A 22,193-nucleotide genomic window follows, 5' to 3' on the forward strand; every position below is an offset into this window, starting at 1 on the left:
AACTAAAAGTTGGACAAGTGTCCAATTGTGTATATAATAACCATGATTTGAACACATGTCCAAGTTTTGGATATTGAAGAGCGTTATGCAAAAAAAATGGTTAATCCTGACAATTATCGTCCTTATATATTTACCAGTTACGATTGATGCAACGGTGATGCATGTTGCTACACCATCTTTAAGTGCAGCATTGAATTTAACTGCCAATCAGCTTTTATGGGTCATTGATATTTATTCACTGATTATGGCAGGTTTGATTTTGCCGATGGGTGCACTGGGTGATCGTATTGGCTTTAAAAAATTATTATTTATTGGAACTGCAATTTTTGGAGTTGGTTCCTTAGCTGCGGCTTTTTCTCCAACAGCTTACGCGTTAATTGTTTCCCGTGCTGTTTTAGGTCTAGGAGCAGCAATGCTTATTCCTGCCACTTTATCAGGCATTCGTAATGCTTTTACCGAAGAAAAGCAGAGGAATTTCGCACTTGGTCTTTGGTCTACAGTGGGTGGTGGCGGAGCAGCTTTTGGTCCATTGGTTGGTGGATTTGTACTAGAACATTTCCATTGGGGAGCAGTCTTTCTCATCAATATCCCGATTATTTTAGTGGTTCTGGTCATGATCGCGATGATTATTCCTAAACAACAAGAGAAAACTGATCAGCCAATTAACTTAGGGCAAGCTTTAATTTTGGTTGTAGCCATTTTAAGCCTGATCTATTCAATCAAATCGGCGATGTACAACTTCTCGGTACTTACAGTTGTGATGTTTATGGTTGGAATAAGTACTTTAATCCACTTTATTCGAAGCCAAAAAAGAGCTACGACACCAATGATTGATCTGGAGTTATTTAAACACCCAGTGATCTCTACCAGTATTGTTATGGCCGTTGTTTCCATGATTGCTTTGGTTGGTTTTGAATTACTCTTGTCTCAAGAGTTGCAGTTTGTACATGGTTTTTCTCCATTACAGGCAGCCATGTTTATTATTCCATTCATGATTGCAATTAGTTTAGGTGGTCCATTAGCTGGTATTTGCTTGAATAAGTGGGGGCTTAGACTTGTATCGAGTCTAGGGATTTTAATTAGTGCACTCAGTCTATGGGGACTAGCTCAGCTTAACTTCTCGACCGATCATTTTTTAGCATGGACGTGTATGGTGTTTTTAGGCTTTAGCATTGAGATTGCCTTACTGGCTTCAACTGCTGCGATTATGTCATCGGTACCGCCTCAAAAGGCAAGTGCAGCAGGTGCGATTGAAGGTATGGCTTATGAGCTTGGTGCTGGTTTGGGCGTTGCTATATTTGGGTTAATGTTATCTTGGTTTTATAGCCGCTCAATTATTTTACCAGCCGAGCTTCCGACGAGCTTAATTGAAAAAGCGAGTATCTCGATTGGTGAAACCATGCAATTAGCTTCTAACCTTGAAAGCCCTTTGGGAGGGCAATTAATTGCAGTTGCTCAGCAAGCTTTTAGCTATGCGCATAGTTGGGTGCTTACAATTTCAGCTATTTGTTTCTTCCTTTTAACTGTATTTGTCTGGTTTAGCTTTCCTAAGAAAGTAAACTAAAATAAAGGGTAAAAAGCGAGACAATCTTTCTTTTTACCCTTAAATGTCTTTTTAATATTTTCTTTATAATAAATTTAGTTATTTAATTCTCATAAATAAACTATTGCTTAATAAATTTCATGTTTTTATTTCAAAATGATTCAATGTTCATCTATTTGAAATTTAATAAAAAATTATTAACTTGAAAATTGACTGGAAAAAAATGGTTTGTTAACCTGCTATTCGAAAATCTAAAACAAATAAAAGAGGCTACTGTGAATTTTAAATTAAAAACATCACTCATTATTGGAGCAATTGTTGCATCTTCACTTGTATATGCCGCAACTGTACTTTCACCAAATCAGAATAATAATAGTGGATCAATTCCGTCGGGTTATTCAGATTTAGAATTTTCTTTAGCTAATGGAAATTGGGTCAAAAATCTCTCTTTACCAACAAATGCTAATAATTTGGACAAAATTACAATTCGTTCTAGTGCCGCTTACAGTAGTTATTTAGACACTTCTAATACGAATATTCCGTTAGAAGTATTGAAGATAAATAGTGGAGATGTTTATCAATTTATTTTTAATAGCAGTCAAAATAAATGGATCGCTCAGTTAGCGACAGTGAGTCCTACCAATGGTACTAACTATGAGGTTGTACCTTTAACAACCGCATCAATGCAAAAGGTACTCATTGAAGACAATAAATGGACACAAACGATTGCATTACCAAGTGATGTACGTGACGGAACAACCGTACAAGTTGTTTCTACGGCAAGTGCAAGCTCAGAGATTGATAAAACCAACTTACTTTTCCCGAGCAGTTTTACATTAAAAAATGGCTCTGAATATTGGTTTAAATATTATTCTGCTTTAGGAAAATGGGTTCCAGAATATATAAAACCTCAGAAGCTAAATGTTCAGCAAATCGGAACATCTTTAGCAGCAGTAAATAGCCCACTAACGGAAGTTTCATTTGGAGATGGAAACTGGGTTTCGAATTTCACTCTACCTGCTACAGCAAGTGATCGAGATAGAATTATTATCAAGTCTACAGCGACTTGGTCTGCAAAAATTAATAATACTAATGTTAATAGCCAAGCGACTTTAACGCTTAAAACAGGCGATCAATATGAGTTTATTTATGTAAGCGACAAAGGATATTGGCAGCTGATCTCTTCACCAACAAAGGTCATTGATTCAACGGCAACAATCCCTGCAACTTTACCGAATATGACTCAGCCCACTTTAAAGGTGAAGCTTTCTACATCAAATTGGCAGCCGACCTTGCAGCTACCAGCTCAAGCTCAAGTCGGGGATAAGGTGGTTATTGTGTCGAATGCATCGGCAGACACTTTGATTAATGCGGTTAATGGTTTGTCTACTGCAATTAAAAATGGTGAAAATCGCCGTTTTATTTACACCGCTCAAGGTTGGACAGTAGATAGTTATACAATTGATATGTTGTTAATTTCTAGTCCAGAAGTAAATTCAATTTTAGGAGAGAGCGCTGCAAAACTTAGAATGATTGAAGGCGTAAATTTAACGAATTTAACTGCTGAAAATTCGAATGCACGCTTTTACTTAAGAGATGTAGGTTATCTGACTTATAAAATTCCTGCTGCCACTTTAAAAGAAGCAATTTCTACTGGACGAGATGACACGACGGTACAAAATGAGCGTAAACGTGTATTGGCAGACGGTGTTTATTATCAAGGTAATGAACCTGGTGACGGCGGTTGTGGTTGGGCTTGGATTAATGCTTCTGCATATAACATGATTGGTGCAAATGATATTGCAGGTTGTTCTGTTGCAGCTATGCGTCATGAAGTCGGGCACAATCTTGGCCTGTACCATAATGGTTCAACCAATATTGGTTCAGGTTTTGCCCATCCGTTAGGAAGTACCGCAATGGGTGGTAATAATATTAATTTTTACTCTAGCCCGTATCTGTATAACCCTAAATATGGTGTACGTTTAGGTGTAGAAGGAAAAATTGATGCTGTCAGTGTCATTAACCTGAATGCGCAGAAAATTTCTCTATATAACTAATCTCTATTTTAGCTGTAAATAATGAAGAAAAATAAATTGTTAATAGGAACTGCTATCGCTGGTGTGGCGTTAGCAGTTTTAATCTGGTTTGCTTTTTCACAGCAAAGTTCTTCTGCTTTAACGTCGCCTTTAGAAGGTCGGCAAGAGTCTGGGTCAAAAATAGCAGATAATCAAAATGGTTTGGTCCGTCAAAATATGCTGAATTTGAGTCCGTCAGAAAAGGAAAAATTATCTCAGCAACAAATTGTTTTTAATGAAATAGAAAAAGATCAGCTTCCTTCTAATGTTAATTTTCCGCTACTTAAAAATGCGAAAGGTATGGTCATTAAATATGATCCAAATGTGATTGAGCTTAAGAAAGTGGGTGACACTGTTAAGTTTCAAATGTTGGAATATGGCATTAATCGCACAGGAAAAATTGTAGAGATCGAACCTGTTGATCAAGATATTGTTCGGTGGACTGGAAAATTTGATCAGGGCGATCCAAATCAGAATTTCTTTACTATTACTCAAAGTCAAAAAGACCACTATACGGTCATGCAAATTTTTACCGAGAAAGGAAATTATTCGGCTGAAATTAAGGATGGTGTAGGGCTAGTGCAAACGATAGATGAAGGTGTAACTGATCAAGAGCTACATCATGATCATCCGTAGGCAAATAAAAGCTTCTGACTTTGAAAAAGAGAGTGGTTCGCAGTTTATCTGTACGGATATGAGCTTTATGCGTTCACACTCTTTTAAAAACAAAGTATGCTTATGCCTGTAATAAGGAGCATACATGTATCAAGTACTTGCTAGAAAATACCGTCCACGTAATTTCAATGAGTTAGTGGGGCAAAACCATGTTTCTCGTGCATTAAGTAGTGCATTGGAACGCGGTCGTCTTCACCATGCTTATTTATTTACAGGAACGCGTGGTGTAGGTAAAACTACAATTGCACGTATTTTAGCCAAGTGTTTGAACTGTGAAACAGGTGTGACTGCTACACCATGTGAAGTTTGTGCAACGTGTAAGGCGGTAAATGAAGGCCGTTTTATTGATCTGATCGAAATCGATGCTGCTTCAAGAACAAAAGTAGAAGATACTCGTGAACTATTAGACAACGTTCCTTATGCACCAACGCAAGGTCGTTTTAAAGTTTACCTGATTGACGAAGTACATATGCTATCGACGCATTCTTTTAATGCGTTATTAAAAACACTAGAAGAACCACCAGAACACGTTAAGTTTTTGTTTGCTACGACTGACCCACAAAAGCTACCGATTACGGTCATTTCACGTTGTTTGCAATTTACTCTACGACCTTTAGCTGTCGATGAAATTACCAAGCACCTTGGCGCTATTCTTGAAAAAGAGCAAATTAATGCCGATCAGGATGCAATTTGGCAAATTGCTGAATCTGCTCAAGGTTCATTACGTGATGCATTATCTTTAACTGACCAAGCGATTGCTTATGGTCAAGGTTCAGTACATCATCAAGATGTTAAAGAAATGCTTGGGTTGATTGACCGTACAATTATTTATGATTTGATTTTAGCGGTTCATCAAAACCAACGTGAGAAAGTTAGTCAGCTTTTATTGCAATTTAGACATCAAGCGCTAGATGTTTCACTGGTGCTTGACCAGCTCATTTCAACATTGCATGAATTGGCAATTTTGCAATATCTACCTGATTTGAGTTTGAAATATAGCGATGAAATCAATCGCAAAATCATGCAACTGTCTAAGCTAATTTCTGCTCAAGATTTGCAGCTTTATTACCAAATCGCATGTAAAGGTCGTTCAGACTTGCAACTTGCCGTAACGCAAGAGCAAGGTTTTGAAATGTGTATTTTACGCTTATTGGCATTCCGTCCTTTAGCGCCAAATGAAATTTTAGTATCAGAGCCTGTTCAACAAAATGAGCAAGCAGTAGTAGGGCTAAATCAACAAGCTCAGCAAACAGTTCAAGAGATTCCACCTGTAAGTACTGTTCAGCCGGTTGAAGTTATTAATCAACCCGCTATGGTTGAACCTGAACCTGAACCTGAACCTGAACCTGAACCTGAACCTGAACCTGAACCTGAACCTGAACCTGAACCGCAGTCTAATCAGGATTTAATGGTATTTGACCCAAATCATCATGAGCTGATTGGGCTTGAGTCAGCAGTTGTTCAAGAGACCGTTAGTGTTCGGGAAGAAGATTTCATTCCTGTGCCAGAACAAAAGGCAGTACAAGTTCAGGCTGAAACTCAGGCCAAACAAATTGAACCCGAGCCAACTTTTACGGCTGAGCCGCAAGGTTTGTTTGAAACATCTGATACTGAGTTTTCTCTTGGTCAGGATGCGCCTTTAACTCATGACTTGGTTTCTGAACCTATTATTGAGCAGCAACCATTGGTGCAACCCGAAGTGGTTGTTGAAACTGCTCCAGTTGTAAAAGAGTCTAGTGCAACTGATAACGGGCAGTTGATGCCTCAGGATATTTTGAAGCTTTCTACTCAAGTTTTGGAAGGTGAGTGGACACTTGAAAAATGGGAATACTGGTTTAGAAACAGCCAGCTTTCTCCAGCCGTCCAAGAGCTTGCTCAACATGGTGTAATGACTGGTGAAATTGGCGGCAATACAGTTTTCCATATTCCTCAAGAATATGAAAATATGTTGACCCAATTACAACAAGGCCTCATTGATGCATTAAACGAGCAATGGCCGAATACACAATTTACGGTTGAGTATGGTGCAGTTAATACATCTACACCTTATGTCATGCAAAGCATTCGTAAAGAAAAAGCTTTCCATAGAGCGACAGAGCTATTACAGCAACAACCCGTTATAAAAAGCCTGATTGATACTTTTGATGGCGAACTCCAAAATATTCAATTAAAGCCTTAAATTTACGTGAATTTTGATCTGGTGAGAAATGTGGAAATAACAGAATTTTCATATTTTTCACTGGATTGAAATATTCAGGTCACGCCACTGTCATTGTACTTTTCTATGTTAGCCATTTTAGATTTTAAATGGACTATATATCGTCATGAAAAGGCAATGCACAGGAACAACTTCCTTTAAATATTCTTATTTTTTATTGATCGGTGCCATTCTTCTGAGTGGCTGTAACGATTCATCAAATGATAATTCAAATACACCAGAGACAGGTAAAAAACCTGTAATGCGCTGTGCTCCTTAAACTTAAATAATAAAAAGAACCTGATCATGATTACACGTCGTAAATTTTTAAATTACTCTTTAAATATGGGTTTTGGTGCTGCGGCATTGGCAGCTTTTCCATCGAGTATTCAAAAAGCTTTAGCAATTCCTGCAAATAATAAAACGGGTACTATTCAAGATATTGAGCACGTTATTATTTTAATGCAGGAAAACCGATCTTTTGATCATTACTTTGGTACGTTAAAAGGCGTTCGAGGTTTTGCTGACCGCTTTACAATTCCTTTGCCAAATGGTCGTAAGGTTTGGGAACAGCTTAGACGCAATGGGCAAGTTTTAACGCCTTTTCATTTAGACGGTACAGCCAACAATGCACAGCGTGCAGATGGCACACCGCATACATGGAACGACAGTCAGTTGGCTTGGGACAATGGCCGTATGGCGAATTGGCCAACTTATAAGACCGACATATCTATGGGTTATTTTAAAGAAAAAGAAATTCCATATCAGTTTGCGCTTGCTAATGCCTTTACGATTTGTGATGCCTACCATTGTTCTATGCACACCGGAACAGATGCGAACCGATCTTTTCATTTAACTGGTACTAATGGGACAACGCCGACTAAGCGTTCATTTGTAAACAATGAATGGGACTGGATTGATGGTAACCCCGCTACGGCAGATCGTGGTTATACGTGGAAAACCTATGCTGAACGCTTGGAAGAAGCAGGGGTAAGCTGGATTTGTTATCAAAATATGCCGGATGAATGGGGCGATAATATGCTTGGTGCATTTCGTTCCTTTAGAAACGCAAACATTGCTTCTGGCTACCCAGTTGCAAGTGGTGGCGAACCGAATAAACCGTATGCCGATACGGGCCAAAAACTACCGTATAAAGCCTATGATGCAGCTACTGATAATGCCAAAAATCCACTCTATAAAGGCATTGCAAATACACTACCGGGCAATAAACCCGAAGAGTACCTTGACGCTTTTAAAAGAGACATTCATGAGGGTAAATTACCGCAAGTCTCTTGGATTAATGCGCCCTCAATTTACTGTGAACATCCAGACCCTTCAAGCCCAGTTCAAGGGGCTTGGTTTATTCAAGAAATTATTGATGCATTAACTGCTGTACCAGAGGTCTGGAGTAAAACAGCACTGCTTATTAACTTTGATGAAAATGATGGCTACTTTGACCACGTACCGTCACCATCAGCGCCATCACGACTTGCAAATGGTCAATATGCTGGCAAATCGACATTAAGTAGTGCCGATATGCAGGATGAATATTTTGACCATGCTGCGCCTGAGGGAAGCCATTCACAGCCTACACCTGATGGACGCGTTTATGGTCCAGGTCCTCGTGTTCCATTATATGTGATTTCTCCATGGAGTCGTGGTGGTTGGGTAAACTCGCAAGTGTTTGACCATACTTCTGTGCTCATGTTTTTAGAAAAACGTTTCGGTGTGAAAGAGCCGAATATTAGTCCATACCGCCGTGCGGTGTGTGGCGATTTAACTAGTGCATTTAACTTTAAAACACCAAATGCAGATGTTTTACCGCAGCTGAATGGTAAACAAACACGTGTGCAAGCAGATGAGTTAAGAGAAAATCAGGAAGCTCTACCAGCTGTGCCTGTACCAACGGATATTAAGTTACCGATTCAGCAAAGTGGCATACGTCTGTCGCGTGCGCTACCTTATGAGCTGCACACAAGTGCGCGCTGTAAAGCGGACGGTAAGGTACAATTAATATTCTCTAATACAGGTACGCAAGCAGCGGTTTTTCATGTTTATGACAAGCTCAACTTGGACCGTATTCCAAAGCGTTATATTGTCGAGCCGAATAAAACTTTAGATGATGAATGGGATGCTTTAAAAGATAACTTGGGCCGTTACGACTTATGGGTACTCGGTCCAAATGGCTATCATCGTCACTTCAAAGGCGATACTCAACGTATTGTTGATAGTAGCGTTAAACCCGAAATTCGAGTGTGCTATGACATTGCTAACGGTGATGTTTATGTCGAACTTATGAATGATGGTACCAAGGATGCAATATTGACGGTAAAACCTTGTGCATATCGACAAGATGCGCCGTTACAACTTACCGTAAAAGCGGGACAGGTTGTTAAGCAACATTGGGCTTTGTCTGACATGGGACATTGGTATGATTTTGAAATCACCAGTCAGAGTGATCCGTATTATTACCGACGTTTTGCTGGCCGAGTTGAAACGGGTGAAGACTCTTTTAGTGATCCCGCAATGATGTAAGTTTAGGTGGGCAAAAAGAACAACTTATTTTCTTTTTGCCCCATTTTTTATAATAAATAACTTTTTAAAGCTTCACGAACTGATTCAGAAATGGGCACAGTCTTACGCGTTTCGCGATCAACAAACACATGCACAAAATGCCCTTGAGCGGAGGCTTGATTTTGGCCTTGTTTAAAGATCGCCAATTCATAACGTAGTGAAGTCGTACCGATTTTACCAATCGCCACACCTACTTGAATAATTTCTGGAAATGATAACTCTTGAAAAAAGCTACACGCTGAATCAACCACTAAGCCAATTGATTTTGCTTCATGAATATCAAAACCTGTTTTTTGAATGAGCAATGCATTGGCTGCTGTATCAAAGTAGCTATAGTAAGTCACATTATTCACATGACCATAAATATCGTTATCTGCCCAACGCGTTTGAATGTCTAAAAAGAACTTAAATTGATCTCGGGTTTTTAAAACGGGTTTAGTCATTAATGAATCGCCTGATAAATTGCCAAAGCAGCGGCTTCTGTCATGTCTCGTGGATTATTTTGTAGCAAGCGAGTTTGTAACATGGCATCTTGTGCAAGCCGAGGTAAGCTCGACTCATCAATACCCAAATCTCTAAGTTTTAAGGTCAAGCCACTACGGTCTAAGTGGTTCTGCATATGGTCAATAAACAGATCACATAACCCATCGGTGCTGCCATTGCTATATGGGTCTAGCCATTGCATAAGTTCTGCATAGTATTTTTTTGCATTAGGCGCATTAAATTTTAATACTTCGACCAACACTAAGGCATTGGTATGCCCATGCGATAAATGAAAATGACCGCCCAATGGGTAAGCTAAAGCATGTACAGCGGCAACAGGCGAGTTTGCAAATGCTTGACCTGCGAGCATTGAACCGAACAGCATGTTTTGACGTGCTTCTAAATCATTACCATCTTTAAGAACTTTCGGTAAGTTATGGTTTAGTAGCTTCAAAGCATTCTTAGCTAAAATATCGGTGTATATATTCTTCTTGTGTTTAGAGGTATATGCCTCAATGGCATGCACCATCGCATCGATACCTGTTGCAGCAGTAATATGCGCCGGCAAGTTTTGAGTAAAGGTAGCATCAAGAATTGCAGTGTCGGCGTACAGTACTGGAGAAACGATCCCCATTTTTGTCGTTTCACCCGTGGTGACAATTGAAATAGGCGTTACTTCCGAACCTGTACCCGCTGTCGTTGGAATTAAAATAAGCGGAAGGCGAGCTGTGGTGACTTGGTTTACACCATACATGTCTTGCAGACTTTGAGTCTGGTCAGGGTGAGCGAGTAAAGCAATAACTTTTGCAACATCTAAAGAACTGCCACCACCAAAACCAATAATGGCATCTACATTTTGCTGTTTTGCATAATTGACTGCATCTAAGACCACTTGTTCTGGTGGGTCAGCCTGTACATCTGCATAAATGTCATATTCAATATTGAGTGTATCTAAAATTTGAAGAATGGGTAGATGTAATTGATTTTTGATCATGCCTGCATCGGTGACCAGTAATAACTTACGGTAAGCTTTTGATGACAAAACATTTTGTAATTCTTGTATAGAGCCTAAGCCAGAGATGATGTTTGGAACAGTTTGAAATTGAAAATGGCTCATATACGTTATTTCCTTATTCTTGAAAATTATTGTTGAACGGTTCTATAAGATTCAATCTTTAAATAACTTAGCATAAGACACTTTAAAATAAAGTAGTTCTGGGGCAATTATGTTGAGTGTTATATAAGATGAGCACTGTTTTTATGTGCTCGAAATCGGATATTCAGGCGATACACAAGTTATTTAAGAAGCCATTGAACGGTGGGCTTTTTGTTATTTATAGGGCTCTATAGATTTTCTGGCAAGCTTCTAATTTATATAATGTCTTAACAATTTATAATTTTATTCGGTTCTAAAAAATGAAAATTTCTAAAACTTTACTTAGTGTTATTGGATGCACTTGCTTCATGCTTAGCTCCGCAGCGATGGCAAAAACCAACTCTGGTGTATATTCACCTCAAAAGGGTGTAATTTGTGATAAATATATTTGTGCTGACAAGAAGGGTGTATCTAAAAAACTTACCGCCAAATACTTAGGAACTTACAAAGCCAACAGAGCATTCTCTCAAGGCGATTTTGATACTTCAGTATTTACACTCTCAAATGGTGTGTTCTGTGATACCAAAACGAAACTATGTCATGTCGATCGATATTTCGAGAACGGTCATCGTAGTAAAATTGATAGAAATATGACTGATAAGTTATTTAAAAATAAATGATTTTTTAGTTGCAGAAATGATGTAAAAATTTTGGATAGGTGATTTTCTAAAAGATAATTTGTAATATAAAAGTCCTCACTTATTCTGGGCTAAAGGTGAGGTTTTTACTTGCTAAGTCTTTCTAGATTCCTAATAAAATTTTACTTATACGCTCAAAACTTAAAGACAAAAACTTTGAGTTTTGCGAAAAAATTATGCTATGTTTAATTACGCTTTAATGATGAGCAAGTTTAACTCATGTACTGTTTACTAAAAAAAATCAATACCACCACCACGACCTTTAAAAAAAGGCTGCGTGTGATTTTTTATTAGAGCGACTTAATAAGATACCCCAACCCAGCCAATAATGGCTGGGTTTATTTTTCTCTGCTCATTATTGGTTTTTACAGAGAAAGATTATGGACTTAAGTAATAACTCAAAATCAGCTTTACTCGTCATTGATATGCAAAATGGTCTAGTCAGAGCAAAGTCGACGCCATACAACCATCAACTCATACTTTCAAATATTCTCAAGCTGATTGAACATCATCGCTCGAATAGCAAGCAAATTATTTTTGTCCGTCATGTTGGTGAGAAAGATACGCCCTTAGATCCAAATAGTCCAAATACTCAGTTGATCGCAGATTTATCTCTTAATTCAGATAAAGATATTGTCATTGAGAAAAGATACCCGAGTAGTTTCAAGAATACTGACTTAAAAGAAGTTTTAGAGAAACTTGGTATTGATGAAATCATAGTGACTGGGATGAAAACGGAATATTGTATAGATACGACTATTAGAGCTGCTTCAGAGTTTGGATATAAAGTAACTTTAATCTCTGATGCTCATACAACATCTGATTCTATAACTTTAGATGCACAGCACATAATTGATCATCACAACCAAGTTTTTAGTAATGCTTTTGCCAATGTAAAAACTACTGAAGAGTTTCTGTATTAAATAATGACTATTAGCGATTGGTAGGGTTTTAATTGTTAAGTATTTCTGTAAAATTGAGATGTTGCCTTAAACAACAATAAACCTTAATGATCAGCGCAAAGTCATAAGGGGAAGCCTACTTGAAAGAGTAGGCTTTTTTATTTTATCTGTAAAAGTCTTTCGATGAAGTTTTAACATAAGAAAAAGCAAGATATACAATTTATTTCTTATTGACGCGATGAGTTAGTTTCAATTCCAGATTATTAAGATCTATGACTTGATTAGATGAATCAACAAGTTTTAATTTGAGTTCATCATCTGAATTTTTCTTAAAAACTTTAACAACATCCCGATCTGCTTCAATAAAATTACCACCAGACTCAAGCATAGCAAGCAAAACAATATTTAGACTTTTACCTTTTTTGGTAAGTAAGTATTCTTTGCGTTCTCGTACACCTACTTCTTTATAAATTGATAACTCAAATATTTCTAATTCAATAAGATGTTTGAGGCGATTAGATAAAATTTGTTTTGATATTCCTGTATTTACTAAAAAATCATTAAATTTTGTTACCCCATAGAAAGCTTCTCTTAACAAGAGGATTGTCCATCTGTCATTCAATATTTCAGTAATTTTAAAGATTCCACATACATCTACGGGAAATTTATGGTCTGGAATAATTTGATTTGACATTAGAGGAAGCTCCAATTAGGATGGGTCTATAATTTAGACCTAGCATTAATTCAGGTAGCATTATGCCATTTATAAATATACAAACTATAGAAGGTTTACTCGATAAAGACAGTAAGGCTGAACTTTTTAAACGGATAACAGACTTATTTGTAGAAATAGAGGGTAAGGGTAATCCGGCTTTTCGAGAGCATGTTTGGATAAGAATTGATGAATATCCACCTGAACAGTGGCAATTAGGCAGCTTAAGGCCAACAAAGGAAATGATTGAGCTAATGACTGCATCTAAGTGATTTATTTAAAGCCCTATGAGTAGGGCTTTTATAATTGAGCATAGTTTTGCTGAAAATATGTTTGGCATATCTAATGAAAATAAAAATACAAATTTAGCTACTTTGTCGGCTGATTTATCAACTTTTAATCTATTGATAAACATTATTTTCCTTTTCAAGCCATCTGAGTTTTGACAAAATGCAACTTGTCACAATGGTCAACTCAAACCTGACAACAATTGATAGTTTAGTCAGGATTTTGCAAGATTTTACGTGCAAAATACTTATTCATATGTAATTCAAGTGGTTGGAATAAATTTCTAATGGAAACGCAGTATAAGGTGTTATGTGTCTGTTTAGGAAATATCTGCCGTTCTCCCACGGCTGAAGTTGTGTTCAGACATTATTGTGATAAACATCAACTTAATGTGATTGTCGATTCAGCTGGAACGAGCAATTATCATCCAAATAAAGCACCAGATCAGCGTAGCCAACTGCATGCGAAGAAAAGAGGCTATGACTTATCATCTTTACGTGCCAGACAACTTTCAACTCAAGACTTTTTAGACTTTGATTTGATTTTGGCAATGGATCATCAGAACTTTGAAGATATTCATGATTTGCTACAAAGCGCTATTTTTCAATTTGGTAGCCATCAAATTCGAGCAAAAGTAGCATTAATGAGTGAACATGATCCTCAATATCCAAAACAAGCTTTGCCTGATCCTTACTATGGCGGTGATGATGGTTTCGAGCGCGTACTTGACCAATGTGAATCAAGTACTCTGGCATGGATTAATGTCTTAAAAAAACAATTGAATGTTTAAGAATAGGTTTATCAATACAATGCAAATTCAAAATCAAGTACAGCTTAAGCCATTCAATACTTTAAGTTTAGATGTAACATCTTCTCATTATACTAAGATCACGTCTGTTGAAGACATTAAAGAAGCTTTAGATTTTGCTAAAGCGCATGAGCTAAATGTACTTGTATTATCTGGCGGTAGTAATATGTTGCTACCGCAGCAAATTAATGCGTTAGTCATTCATCTTGATATTCAGGGTATAGAAGTTTTATCTGAAGATGAGGATTTTGTTCGTGTCAAAGTGGGTGCAGGACAGATTTGGCACGATTTTGTTTTATATAGCACACAGCAGAACTGGTTTGGCTTGCAAAATTTAGCCCTTATTCCGGGCTTAGTCGGTGCTTCACCAGTACAGAATATTGGTGCTTATGGTGTAGAGGTTGGTGAGTTTATTGAGTCAGTACAAGTCTATGACCGTAAATCTAAAGAGACTCAATCAATTTTGGCGGCCGACTGTCATTTTTCCTATAGACATAGCATTTTTAAAGATGATCCGACACGCTACATCATTACGCATGTCACCTTTAAATTACTCAAACAAGCTCATTTGAAGCTGAATTATGGTGATTTAAAGCAAGCGGTTGGAGACAACCTAACTGCCGAGAATTTACAAAATCAGGTTATCCATATTCGCCAAAGTAAATTACCCGATCCTAAAGAATATCCAAATGTAGGAAGTTTCTTTAAAAATCCGATTGTAAGTGCTCAAGAATTTGAACGCTTAATCACACAATTTTCAACAATTCCACATTATCCTCAAGCCAATGGCAACGTTAAAATTGCAGCGGGCTGGTTAATTGATCAAGCAGGTTGGAAAGGTAAACAACTTGGTGTAGTGGGGATGTTTCACAAACAAGCGTTGGTTTTGGTGAATTATGCCAATGCATCTCTTGCTGATGTAAAGAAAACTTATCAAGCTGTACAACATGATGTTGATCAGCGGTTCCATGTTATGTTAGAACCAGAGCCTGTGCTTTATAACAGTTTAGGTTTAATTGAAAATCATACGGAATAGGTCTATGCCAAAAGTACACTTGATGGTACGTTTTGTACAAGTAGTTACTGTGCTATTTGTACTATTAGGCTGTTTCGTGGTTTTTTTATATTCGCCATTTTACTCAAAACTTATTGTAGCTGGACTTAACTATTTTGTTCCGGTAGATGTGAATGAAGTGGCAGCGGAAAGCCAGCGACAAGCTGCATTAAGTGAACATGATAACTTAGAACCAGGTTCAAATTTATGGATTGCACGTCAAGCATATTTAAAGCTGACCGAAGATGCGATACGTGAAAAAAAGACAGAAGACTTGGGCTACATCCAAGAGAACTATAAAGCTTTGCAGCAAATTATTCTTTTAGAAGAAAAAGAACAAGAGCAGGAAGAAGATGACGACACCTCAGCTGTAAGTGTACCTCTAGTTGCTAAAAACTCAGAAATTGATGCTGCTGATGAAGCAAGTAGTCCTATTGATGAGGCACTTTTTATTAATAGTTCTGAAAATTCTGAAAATAAAGCGCTTACCGAACAATATACTGAGTTTTTAGCCAGAAAACCTGTCGTACCAGAACATCAGAAAGCGGTAAGTGAGCCTGAGCAGAAAGTTGAATATGTACGTAAAAATCCGTTACCGACTCAACCTAAAAAGTTATCAGAACCCTACGCTATTGTGGTGTTAGGTGGTGGTTTAACTTTAGATAAAAATGGCAAAGATATTGTAGTTAACAGCTATACACGATTAAGACTGGAAAAAACGCTAGAAGTTGAAAAGCAAAACCATTTACCCATTGTATTAAGTGGTGTTGAAGCTCCTTACATGCAGGCTTGGTTGAAAGAACGTGGCGTTGATGCAAAATTATTAGAACAAAGAAGTATGAATACTTGTGAGAATACTCGCTTTAGTTCATTGCTGCTTCAAAAGAAAGGTGGTGCACCTACGGTGATGTTAGTCACAGATGAATATCATATGCCGCGTACGCGCCGTCTATTTGCTTTGAATGGGATCGAAACGATTCCAGTGATTGCCCCAATGCCAACAGCACTTACACGTTGGCAACCAAGTACACAAAACTACGATCATAGTCGTCGTGCAAATTATGAATTACTTGCGACAATTCGTGACATGTTATTTGGTTCAAGTGATTGTCGAGAGGTGCCTTAATGTCTGAGATTCCATTTCTCAATCCTGCCGTATTAAAACAATTAGATTTACCGGTGCCTAACCGTGATCTCACTCCGCAAGTTTTAAGTCCACTTAATTTAAATACATTAGAAGAACCTTCTCGTGAACTTTTAGCATACCGAAAATTATATGGTTTGCATTTGCTCGACTGTGACCATTGGCAAGGCTATGTTCAAATGCCTTTATTTCGTTTACATGTCCAAGTTTTTAAGCCTAAAGTAGATAAAGTTCAGGGAACTGTATGTTTGTTACATGGTTATCTTGAACATAGCGGGATATATCAACCCATCATTCGTGAAATACTTGAACAAGGCTTTAGTGTAATTACCTATGATTTACCTGGTCATGGTTTGAGCAATGGTTCACCAGCAAGTATTCAAAATTTTGATCATTACCAGCAAGTTCTAATGGCTGTTTATCGGTATGTAAAACATGCAGATCAATTACCTAAACCTTGGGTTGGTATAGGTCAAAGTACGGGGGGGGCAATTTGGATGCACCACCTGCTTGAGTATGCAGAAAAAAGACAAGACCCAATTGTTGATAGAGTTTTATTGCTTTCTCCATTAATTCGACCTGCTAAAACTGCATGGTGGCATAATCCAGTAGGACTCGGCATTATTCGCCGCATAAAGCGTCAGGTTCCTAGGCACTTTAGACGCAATAACCATAACCCTGAATTTTTACGATTTATTCGTTTAAAAGATCCGTTACAGCCACGCATGATGGGTATGGACTGGATTTTGGCAATGTCAAAATGGATGCAGGAAATGGAAGAACGACCTGCTTGCCGTATTCCTGTCTGGTTGGCGCAAGGGGCATTAGATCAAACGGTAGACTGGCGTTATAACATTGAGTTTATTCGCCGTAAATTTAGACTTCAAACATTATTAATGCTTGAAGAGGGGTCTCATCAATTAATTAATGAACGTGCAGATATTCGTGCGGCTTTAACTGGTTTGATTCCAGCCTTTTTACATGCTAAGCCAAAGCATTTTTATTATTAAAAAATTAATGCACTCACTCTAGTCAATAGATTGAGTGCATCAGTTAATCAAATCAGATGATTATTTTAAGCTTTGATAAAGCTCAACGAAATTTTTATACACTGAAGATTGCTTTTGCGGTGAATACATATTTCGCTCAATAATACCTTTATCAGTTTTAACTAAAACATTAATGTTTTTCGCGTTTTTAAATTCCTGTAAGAATTGACTTGGAATAATAAAGTATGTCGTCGAGTGCTTAGGAACAAGGCGACTGACATTTGTTTTCTCAGTAGCTTGAGCTGGTTTATAACTAAATTGTTTCCCATCAATATCAAATACTAATGAATTAATATCATAGAAGTTATAACTACTACTTAAATGTACATCTACGCGGACTTGGTTTTTCTGTTGTTCATTCCATTTAACGAGTAAGCTTGGACAAAGTTCTGTAGGTAAGCAATTAAGCTGACCCGCTGTCTTTACCTCAGATGTTGTTGTCGTGGTATTAGACTTATACGAAGTCGTACTACAAGCTGCTGTAAGTAAACAAGTACCTAATAAAAATAGGGCTTTTTTCATAATGTAATTCCAAGAAAGCACGTTTAATATTATTTATCTTAGAGATGATAAATTTTACCCTTCATTAAAGAGTTTTGGGGCTTAAAAAAGCAAATGGTTTTGCAATTTTAAAGTCAGAAGTCGCATCTCCAGCATAGATATGGCTTTGCTCGGGACCGAGATCCAGTCTACGCGTTTTACCATCTTTAAAATTTATTTTCTTCAAGTCGACCCAAAATACATTTGGTGATAAGGCTGATTCAAAAAAATAAAGCATCTGTTTATGGTCTGCAACAGTTCTCCAGCGAGTCGATGAAATATTAGGCTCTTCTTGTGTATTCAATCCATATGGAACAGAGGCATTCCGAATGACACTAAATACAGAAGCCTGAGCTTGTTTCATATCATCAGTTTTTGGAATTGCATTAATATAAAATGATGCTCGTGCAAAACGGTCAGAAGCACGGTTAGTACCTGGTAGCATAACGGTGCCGCCGATTTGTTTCCAATATTCCGCAAGTGCAAGCTGTTTATCAAATGTAGGGGAATTAGTCATAATTTGATAACTTCGGCTGTGATGAATCACTTGTTTTCCGCCGATATATTCAATGATTGCACTATCACCTGTTTTATCGGAAATAGACAAATGGAGTGTTGTGAGTCTTGATTCGCCCGGAACGCTATCTGTCACGATTGTATAGGGCTCTTTTTCAAGAGCTTTAACGGCTTCGTCAACGGTTGCAAAATTATCGAGTACATACTGTGCCCAAGCTGCGATGCTTAATAATGGTTTATTAGATTTTTTTACATCTGGATATTGGGATTCGACTAACCATAAGACATTAGCGACCAAACCAGCCTCATTCATTCCATCGGTTGTAGCAACTTCATAACCTGTAGCAATAACGCTGCCATATTTAGACGTCCATTTTATTGAATTTGGTCCTGCACTCCCATCACGAGCAACACCACTCGGCAAAATCCATAAATTTGTGCCTGTATCAACCTTCCAGTCCATTGAGCGGGCTGTAATAACATGTTGGTCATTGCCTAAATATACCGCACGTGTACAAGCGGCTGCATAGCTACTTAAACCAACAGCAAGAGCAATAAAAGTGGGAATGAATGTTTTTTTTAACATGAGTGAACACCTTCTTGTTATAACAATTTGAGGATATTTATTTAATAAAATTAAAGTGTGTATATTATTTATACTTTTATAGTAGGTGAAAAATATAGCAAAGACAAATTAATAACAGAATTTTATTTAAATAAAAATCACATAATAAGTTAGAAAATAGAAGGGCATCACAATAAAGATGATGCCCAAATAATCAATCTAATTTAAATTAAAAATGATTGGCATCGGCCATATTCCACATACGGTAATAGAAATTATCATCATCATTTTTTAGTTCAGATTGTAAAAGTTCTCCTTCTTTCAAGAAGAAATGCAATTGAGCATAGTTCTTGATTTCACGGTCATTTACACGCTGAGCCAAATGATGAGCTTTAATATCTGAAGGATGGCGTAAACCAGCAGCAGCAATCATTTCTGATAAAGCATGTAATGTATTTTTATGGAAATTAAACACGCGCTCTGCTTTAGTGGGTACATGTAGTGCTTTTTGACGGTCTTTATCTTGAGTTGCTACACCTACAGGACATTGGTTGGTATGACAACTTTGCGCTTGAATACAACCCACAGCAAACATAAAACCACGTGCTGAGTTAACCCAATCTGCACCTAATGCAAAAGTACTGGCAATATCAAATGCGCTAATAATTTTGCCACTTGCACCAATTTTAACTTGGTCTCTTAGTCCTGCACCTACAAGCGTGTTATGTACAAAACGTAAGCCCTCACGTAATGGAGTACCAATATAGTCACTAAACTCAATTGGTGCTGCACCAGTACCACCTTCAGAGCCATCTACCACAATAAAATCTGGAACAATTTTTGTTTCAAGCATTGCTTTTACAATGCTCATAAATTGCCATGGCTGGCCAATACATAGTTTAAAACCAACTGGTTTACCACCAGATAATGTGCGCAGCTTTTGTAAAAAGTGCATCATTTCAATTGGTGTTGAAAAGCTAGAGTGTTTTGCTGGTGAAATACAGTCATGGTCACGTGAAACGCCACGAATTTCGGCAATTTCTGCGGTAATTTTATGTTTAGGTAAAATACCGCCATGACCAGGTTTAGCACCTTGTGAAAGCTTCAGCTCAATCATTTTGATCTGTGGTAATTGAGATTGCTTCGCAAACTTTTGTTCGTCAAATTTTCCATCTAAAGTACGGCAACCAAAATAACCACTGGCAATTTGCCAAACAATATCACCGCCATTTTCTAAATGATAAGGACTGAGACTACCTTCACCAGTGTCGTGATAGAAACCACCTAATTGCGCTCCTTTATTCAATGCACGTATTGCATTCGCACTTAAACTACCAAAGCTCATGGCAGAAATATTCATAATCGAAGCACTATAGGGTTGAAGGCATTGTGCATTACCAATTTGAATACGAAAACTCTTAGGATCTGCTGGTGGGCATGGACTAATTGAGTGCACAATAAAACGATAATCTTGTTGGTATACATCAATGATTGAGCCAAAAGGTTTATCCGCATTTTCATTTTTAGCGCGTTGATAAACTAGGCTTCTTTGCATACGTGAGAAAGGTAGGGCATCTTGATCGGCTTCAATAAAGTATTGGCGAATTTCAGGACGTATATCTTCAAATAAAAAACGGAAATGGCCCATAATTGGGTAATTTCTTAAGATAGAGTGTCTATTTTGTAAGACGTCATATAAACCCAATAGGCTCAATGCACTAGTCACTACCCATAAACCATTGAGTAGTGTGTCTGAAATAAAATAATAGATACTATGAGGGGTATATACGGTTCTAAACCACGTGATACTGAGTGCAGTAAAAATACACAAGAACCAGAGAGAATGGCGTGAAAAGAATGTATTGAGAAATTTATGTCGAATGATTTGTGCCGGACTCGCCATATGTGAACAAATTCCTAATGTTTTACTGGCACATACCTTGCCAAGAAGCAGCCCAAACTACAAGTAGGGAATTGTTAGTTGAAAATTAAATGACTATATATTTAGAAAGTGATAATGATATTTTGCTTGTGATGATCAAAATATTCAGTAAATATAATATTGAGTAGATTATAGAAATGATTAAATTTTATAATGAGAATGTTGATTATAAATTTCATAGCTAAAGTTATTATTTGGACTATAGCATTGAATAAAATTAATATTATTTAGAAAGGTTAATTGCAACTATTTTTCATCATATAAATTTATCTTTTAATTTAAGTATATTTTTATGCTTATAGTATTAATCAAACTCAAAAAAGATTTGTATATCACTTGATCAAAAAGCTAGCTTTTAAACTGATCATCTTGTGTTTTTTTAAACGTTTTTTGATAGTATTTGTCAATTGAAAGAGTATTTTCAATAGATTTTATTACAACTATATAGCATTCTAAAAAATTAAGTAAGGATTTGAAATGAGCTGGAAATTGTTAACATTTTCTGTTTTTTTTACTGATATTTTTTTATTGTTTTTAATGTTTTACCTTGGCTACGATTTTGAAACGTTTAGGAAAGTGGCTTTAGTTGAAACCTTACTTGTTATTGTGGCCATTATATTTGATGCAATGGAACAGAAAAAGAAACCTATTTTTCCAGGTTGTATCGTTTACCCTTTGCTAGGCATTTTATTTATTTTAGGTTTTACTCCCATTCTTGATTTTTTCGCAGAACGTCCTAAGGGGTTCCATACTTGGGATATCAAGAATATGTGGATGGTTAATGTGAGTGACGGAAATTATCAATTAGATCGGCTTGCTTGGTATGGCAAAGCATATGTTCAATTGGGCTTTGCGATGGTAGGTGGAATTTTAGGTTTCATTTTTCATTTAGTCTTTAGAAATACTTAAGCGACGTATTTTTCTTCTTTGCTGAAGGTAAGTCACTCTTACTATATAAAATTTAAGAAAAACTGTTCAATTTAAAGCTAACCACTTAGAATTCTTATTCATAGAATATTGCTTTCTTATTCATTTAAAATATATAGAACAAACAAAAGCTTAAATTTTGTTCTTCTAGTGGAAGCGAGATTTTAATAAATGATAAACTATAAAAAATGATGGTAAAATTTAACTAATGAAATTTTATCATTTTTTATTAAATCTAATAAAAAGTGATTAAAATTACCGGAAATTTCTATAAAAAGTGGTATAGACCATACAAAAACACATAATTGAGAAATCCATCGAATTTTGAATTGTTAATAGATATTTAAAATGAAATTAATATCAGTATTTTTGTTGTTTTTTTGTATGATGCGCGGACAGTAGAGT

At 36.9% G+C, this 22,193-nt stretch carries 19 protein-coding genes; 13 read left to right on the plus strand and 6 right to left on the minus strand.

Annotated features, from left to right (window positions below; genetic code table 11):
• The first annotated feature begins 85 nt into the window (after positions 1 to 85).
• The 5 genes from amvA to AC1PJ9_RS12545 all read left to right on the plus strand — a co-directional run bounded on the left by amvA (position 86) and on the right by AC1PJ9_RS12545 (position 9,025).
• On the plus strand, positions 86 to 1,564 hold the full coding sequence (gene amvA, locus AC1PJ9_RS12525; protein WP_311087434.1) for a multidrug efflux MFS transporter AmvA: 1,479 nt from the start codon (positions 86 to 88) through the stop codon (positions 1,562 to 1,564).
• A 254-nt stretch (positions 1,565 to 1,818) separates the two neighbouring features.
• Positions 1,819 to 3,600: a metalloendopeptidase CpaA gene (cpaA, locus tag AC1PJ9_RS12530; protein ID WP_311087435.1), complete on the plus strand. Its 1,782-nt coding sequence runs from the start codon at positions 1,819 to 1,821 to the stop codon at positions 3,598 to 3,600.
• Between the two features lie 21 nt (positions 3,601 to 3,621).
• A complete protein-coding gene (gene cpaB / locus AC1PJ9_RS12535; protein WP_311087436.1) occupies positions 3,622 to 4,254 on the plus strand; it encodes a metalloprotease secretion chaperone CpaB in 633 nt (210 codons plus the stop codon).
• A 124-nt stretch (positions 4,255 to 4,378) separates the two neighbouring features.
• Complete coding sequence (locus tag AC1PJ9_RS12540) at positions 4,379 to 6,472, plus strand: DNA polymerase III subunit gamma/tau (RefSeq protein ID WP_311087437.1); 2,094 nt, start codon at positions 4,379 to 4,381, stop codon at positions 6,470 to 6,472.
• A 324-nt stretch (positions 6,473 to 6,796) separates the two neighbouring features.
• A complete protein-coding gene (locus tag AC1PJ9_RS12545) occupies positions 6,797 to 9,025 on the plus strand; it encodes a phosphocholine-specific phospholipase C (RefSeq protein WP_151749725.1) in 2,229 nt (742 codons plus the stop codon).
• A 47-nt stretch (positions 9,026 to 9,072) separates the two neighbouring features.
• Here AC1PJ9_RS12545 and AC1PJ9_RS12550 read toward each other — a convergent pair whose 3' ends face one another.
• Together AC1PJ9_RS12550 and AC1PJ9_RS12555 are read right to left on the minus strand one after the other, a co-directional pair.
• The gene (locus AC1PJ9_RS12550; RefSeq protein WP_151749724.1) at positions 9,073 to 9,507 is read right to left on the minus strand and encodes an acyl-CoA thioesterase; all 435 of its coding nucleotides are present in this window, start codon (positions 9,505 to 9,507) and stop codon (positions 9,073 to 9,075) included.
• Positions 9,507 to 10,664: an iron-containing alcohol dehydrogenase gene (locus AC1PJ9_RS12555; RefSeq protein ID WP_311087438.1), complete on the minus strand. Its 1,158-nt coding sequence runs from the start codon at positions 10,662 to 10,664 to the stop codon at positions 9,507 to 9,509. The genes AC1PJ9_RS12550 and AC1PJ9_RS12555 overlap by 1 nt, the downstream gene beginning before the upstream one ends.
• Positions 10,665 to 10,963: 299 nt before the next feature.
• On the opposite strand from AC1PJ9_RS12555, the gene AC1PJ9_RS12560 reads away from it, so the two are divergent.
• Positions 10,964 to 11,323: a YcgJ family protein gene (locus AC1PJ9_RS12560; protein WP_263613942.1), complete on the plus strand. Its 360-nt coding sequence runs from the start codon at positions 10,964 to 10,966 to the stop codon at positions 11,321 to 11,323.
• Between the two features lie 398 nt (positions 11,324 to 11,721).
• Complete coding sequence (locus AC1PJ9_RS12565) at positions 11,722 to 12,264, plus strand: cysteine hydrolase family protein (RefSeq protein WP_263613941.1); 543 nt, start codon at positions 11,722 to 11,724, stop codon at positions 12,262 to 12,264.
• Between the two features lie 199 nt (positions 12,265 to 12,463).
• Here AC1PJ9_RS12565 and AC1PJ9_RS12570 read toward each other — a convergent pair whose 3' ends face one another.
• Positions 12,464 to 12,937, minus strand: a complete 474-nt coding sequence (locus AC1PJ9_RS12570; protein WP_263613940.1) for a winged helix-turn-helix transcriptional regulator — start codon at positions 12,935 to 12,937, stop codon at positions 12,464 to 12,466.
• A gap of 62 nt (positions 12,938 to 12,999) precedes the next feature.
• Between AC1PJ9_RS12570 and AC1PJ9_RS12575 the strand changes: the two genes are divergently transcribed.
• The 5 genes from AC1PJ9_RS12575 to AC1PJ9_RS12595 all read left to right on the plus strand — a co-directional run bounded on the left by AC1PJ9_RS12575 (position 13,000) and on the right by AC1PJ9_RS12595 (position 17,259).
• A complete protein-coding gene (locus AC1PJ9_RS12575) occupies positions 13,000 to 13,227 on the plus strand; it encodes a tautomerase family protein (RefSeq protein WP_209048224.1) in 228 nt (75 codons plus the stop codon).
• A gap of 302 nt (positions 13,228 to 13,529) precedes the next feature.
• Positions 13,530 to 14,033 carry a low molecular weight protein-tyrosine-phosphatase gene (locus tag AC1PJ9_RS12580; protein ID WP_263613939.1) on the plus strand — a complete coding sequence of 168 codons (504 nt, stop codon included), beginning with the start codon at positions 13,530 to 13,532 and terminating at the stop codon, positions 14,031 to 14,033.
• Between the two features lie 19 nt (positions 14,034 to 14,052).
• Positions 14,053 to 15,087 carry a UDP-N-acetylmuramate dehydrogenase gene (gene murB / locus AC1PJ9_RS12585; RefSeq protein WP_263613938.1) on the plus strand — a complete coding sequence of 345 codons (1,035 nt, stop codon included), beginning with the start codon at positions 14,053 to 14,055 and terminating at the stop codon, positions 15,085 to 15,087.
• 4 nt (positions 15,088 to 15,091) lie between these two features.
• Entirely contained in the window at positions 15,092 to 16,231 is a 1,140-nt protein-coding gene (locus AC1PJ9_RS12590) for a YdcF family protein (protein WP_311087439.1), read from the plus strand.
• Positions 16,231 to 17,259, plus strand: coding sequence for an alpha/beta hydrolase (locus tag AC1PJ9_RS12595; protein WP_263613936.1), 1,029 nt, complete (start codon positions 16,231 to 16,233; stop codon positions 17,257 to 17,259). The genes AC1PJ9_RS12590 and AC1PJ9_RS12595 overlap by 1 nt, the downstream gene beginning before the upstream one ends.
• 60 nt (positions 17,260 to 17,319) lie before the next feature.
• Here AC1PJ9_RS12595 and AC1PJ9_RS12600 read toward each other — a convergent pair whose 3' ends face one another.
• The 3 genes from AC1PJ9_RS12600 to AC1PJ9_RS12610 form a co-directional block, all read right to left on the minus strand.
• Positions 17,320 to 17,823 carry a hypothetical protein gene (locus AC1PJ9_RS12600; protein ID WP_081404935.1) on the minus strand — a complete coding sequence of 168 codons (504 nt, stop codon included), beginning with the start codon at positions 17,821 to 17,823 and terminating at the stop codon, positions 17,320 to 17,322.
• 61 nt (positions 17,824 to 17,884) lie between these two features.
• On the minus strand, positions 17,885 to 18,940 hold the full coding sequence (locus tag AC1PJ9_RS12605; protein ID WP_311070652.1) for a linear amide C-N hydrolase: 1,056 nt from the start codon (positions 18,938 to 18,940) through the stop codon (positions 17,885 to 17,887).
• Between the two features lie 208 nt (positions 18,941 to 19,148).
• Positions 19,149 to 20,822, minus strand: coding sequence for an FMN-binding glutamate synthase family protein (locus tag AC1PJ9_RS12610; RefSeq protein ID WP_274786156.1), 1,674 nt, complete (start codon positions 20,820 to 20,822; stop codon positions 19,149 to 19,151).
• Between the two features lie 516 nt (positions 20,823 to 21,338).
• On the opposite strand from AC1PJ9_RS12610, the gene AC1PJ9_RS12615 reads away from it, so the two are divergent.
• On the plus strand, positions 21,339 to 21,770 hold the full coding sequence (locus AC1PJ9_RS12615; RefSeq protein WP_263613933.1) for a hypothetical protein: 432 nt from the start codon (positions 21,339 to 21,341) through the stop codon (positions 21,768 to 21,770).
• The last annotated feature ends 423 nt before the right edge of the window (positions 21,771 to 22,193 follow it).

This window comes from Acinetobacter sp. 70_2 (assembly GCF_056736115.1).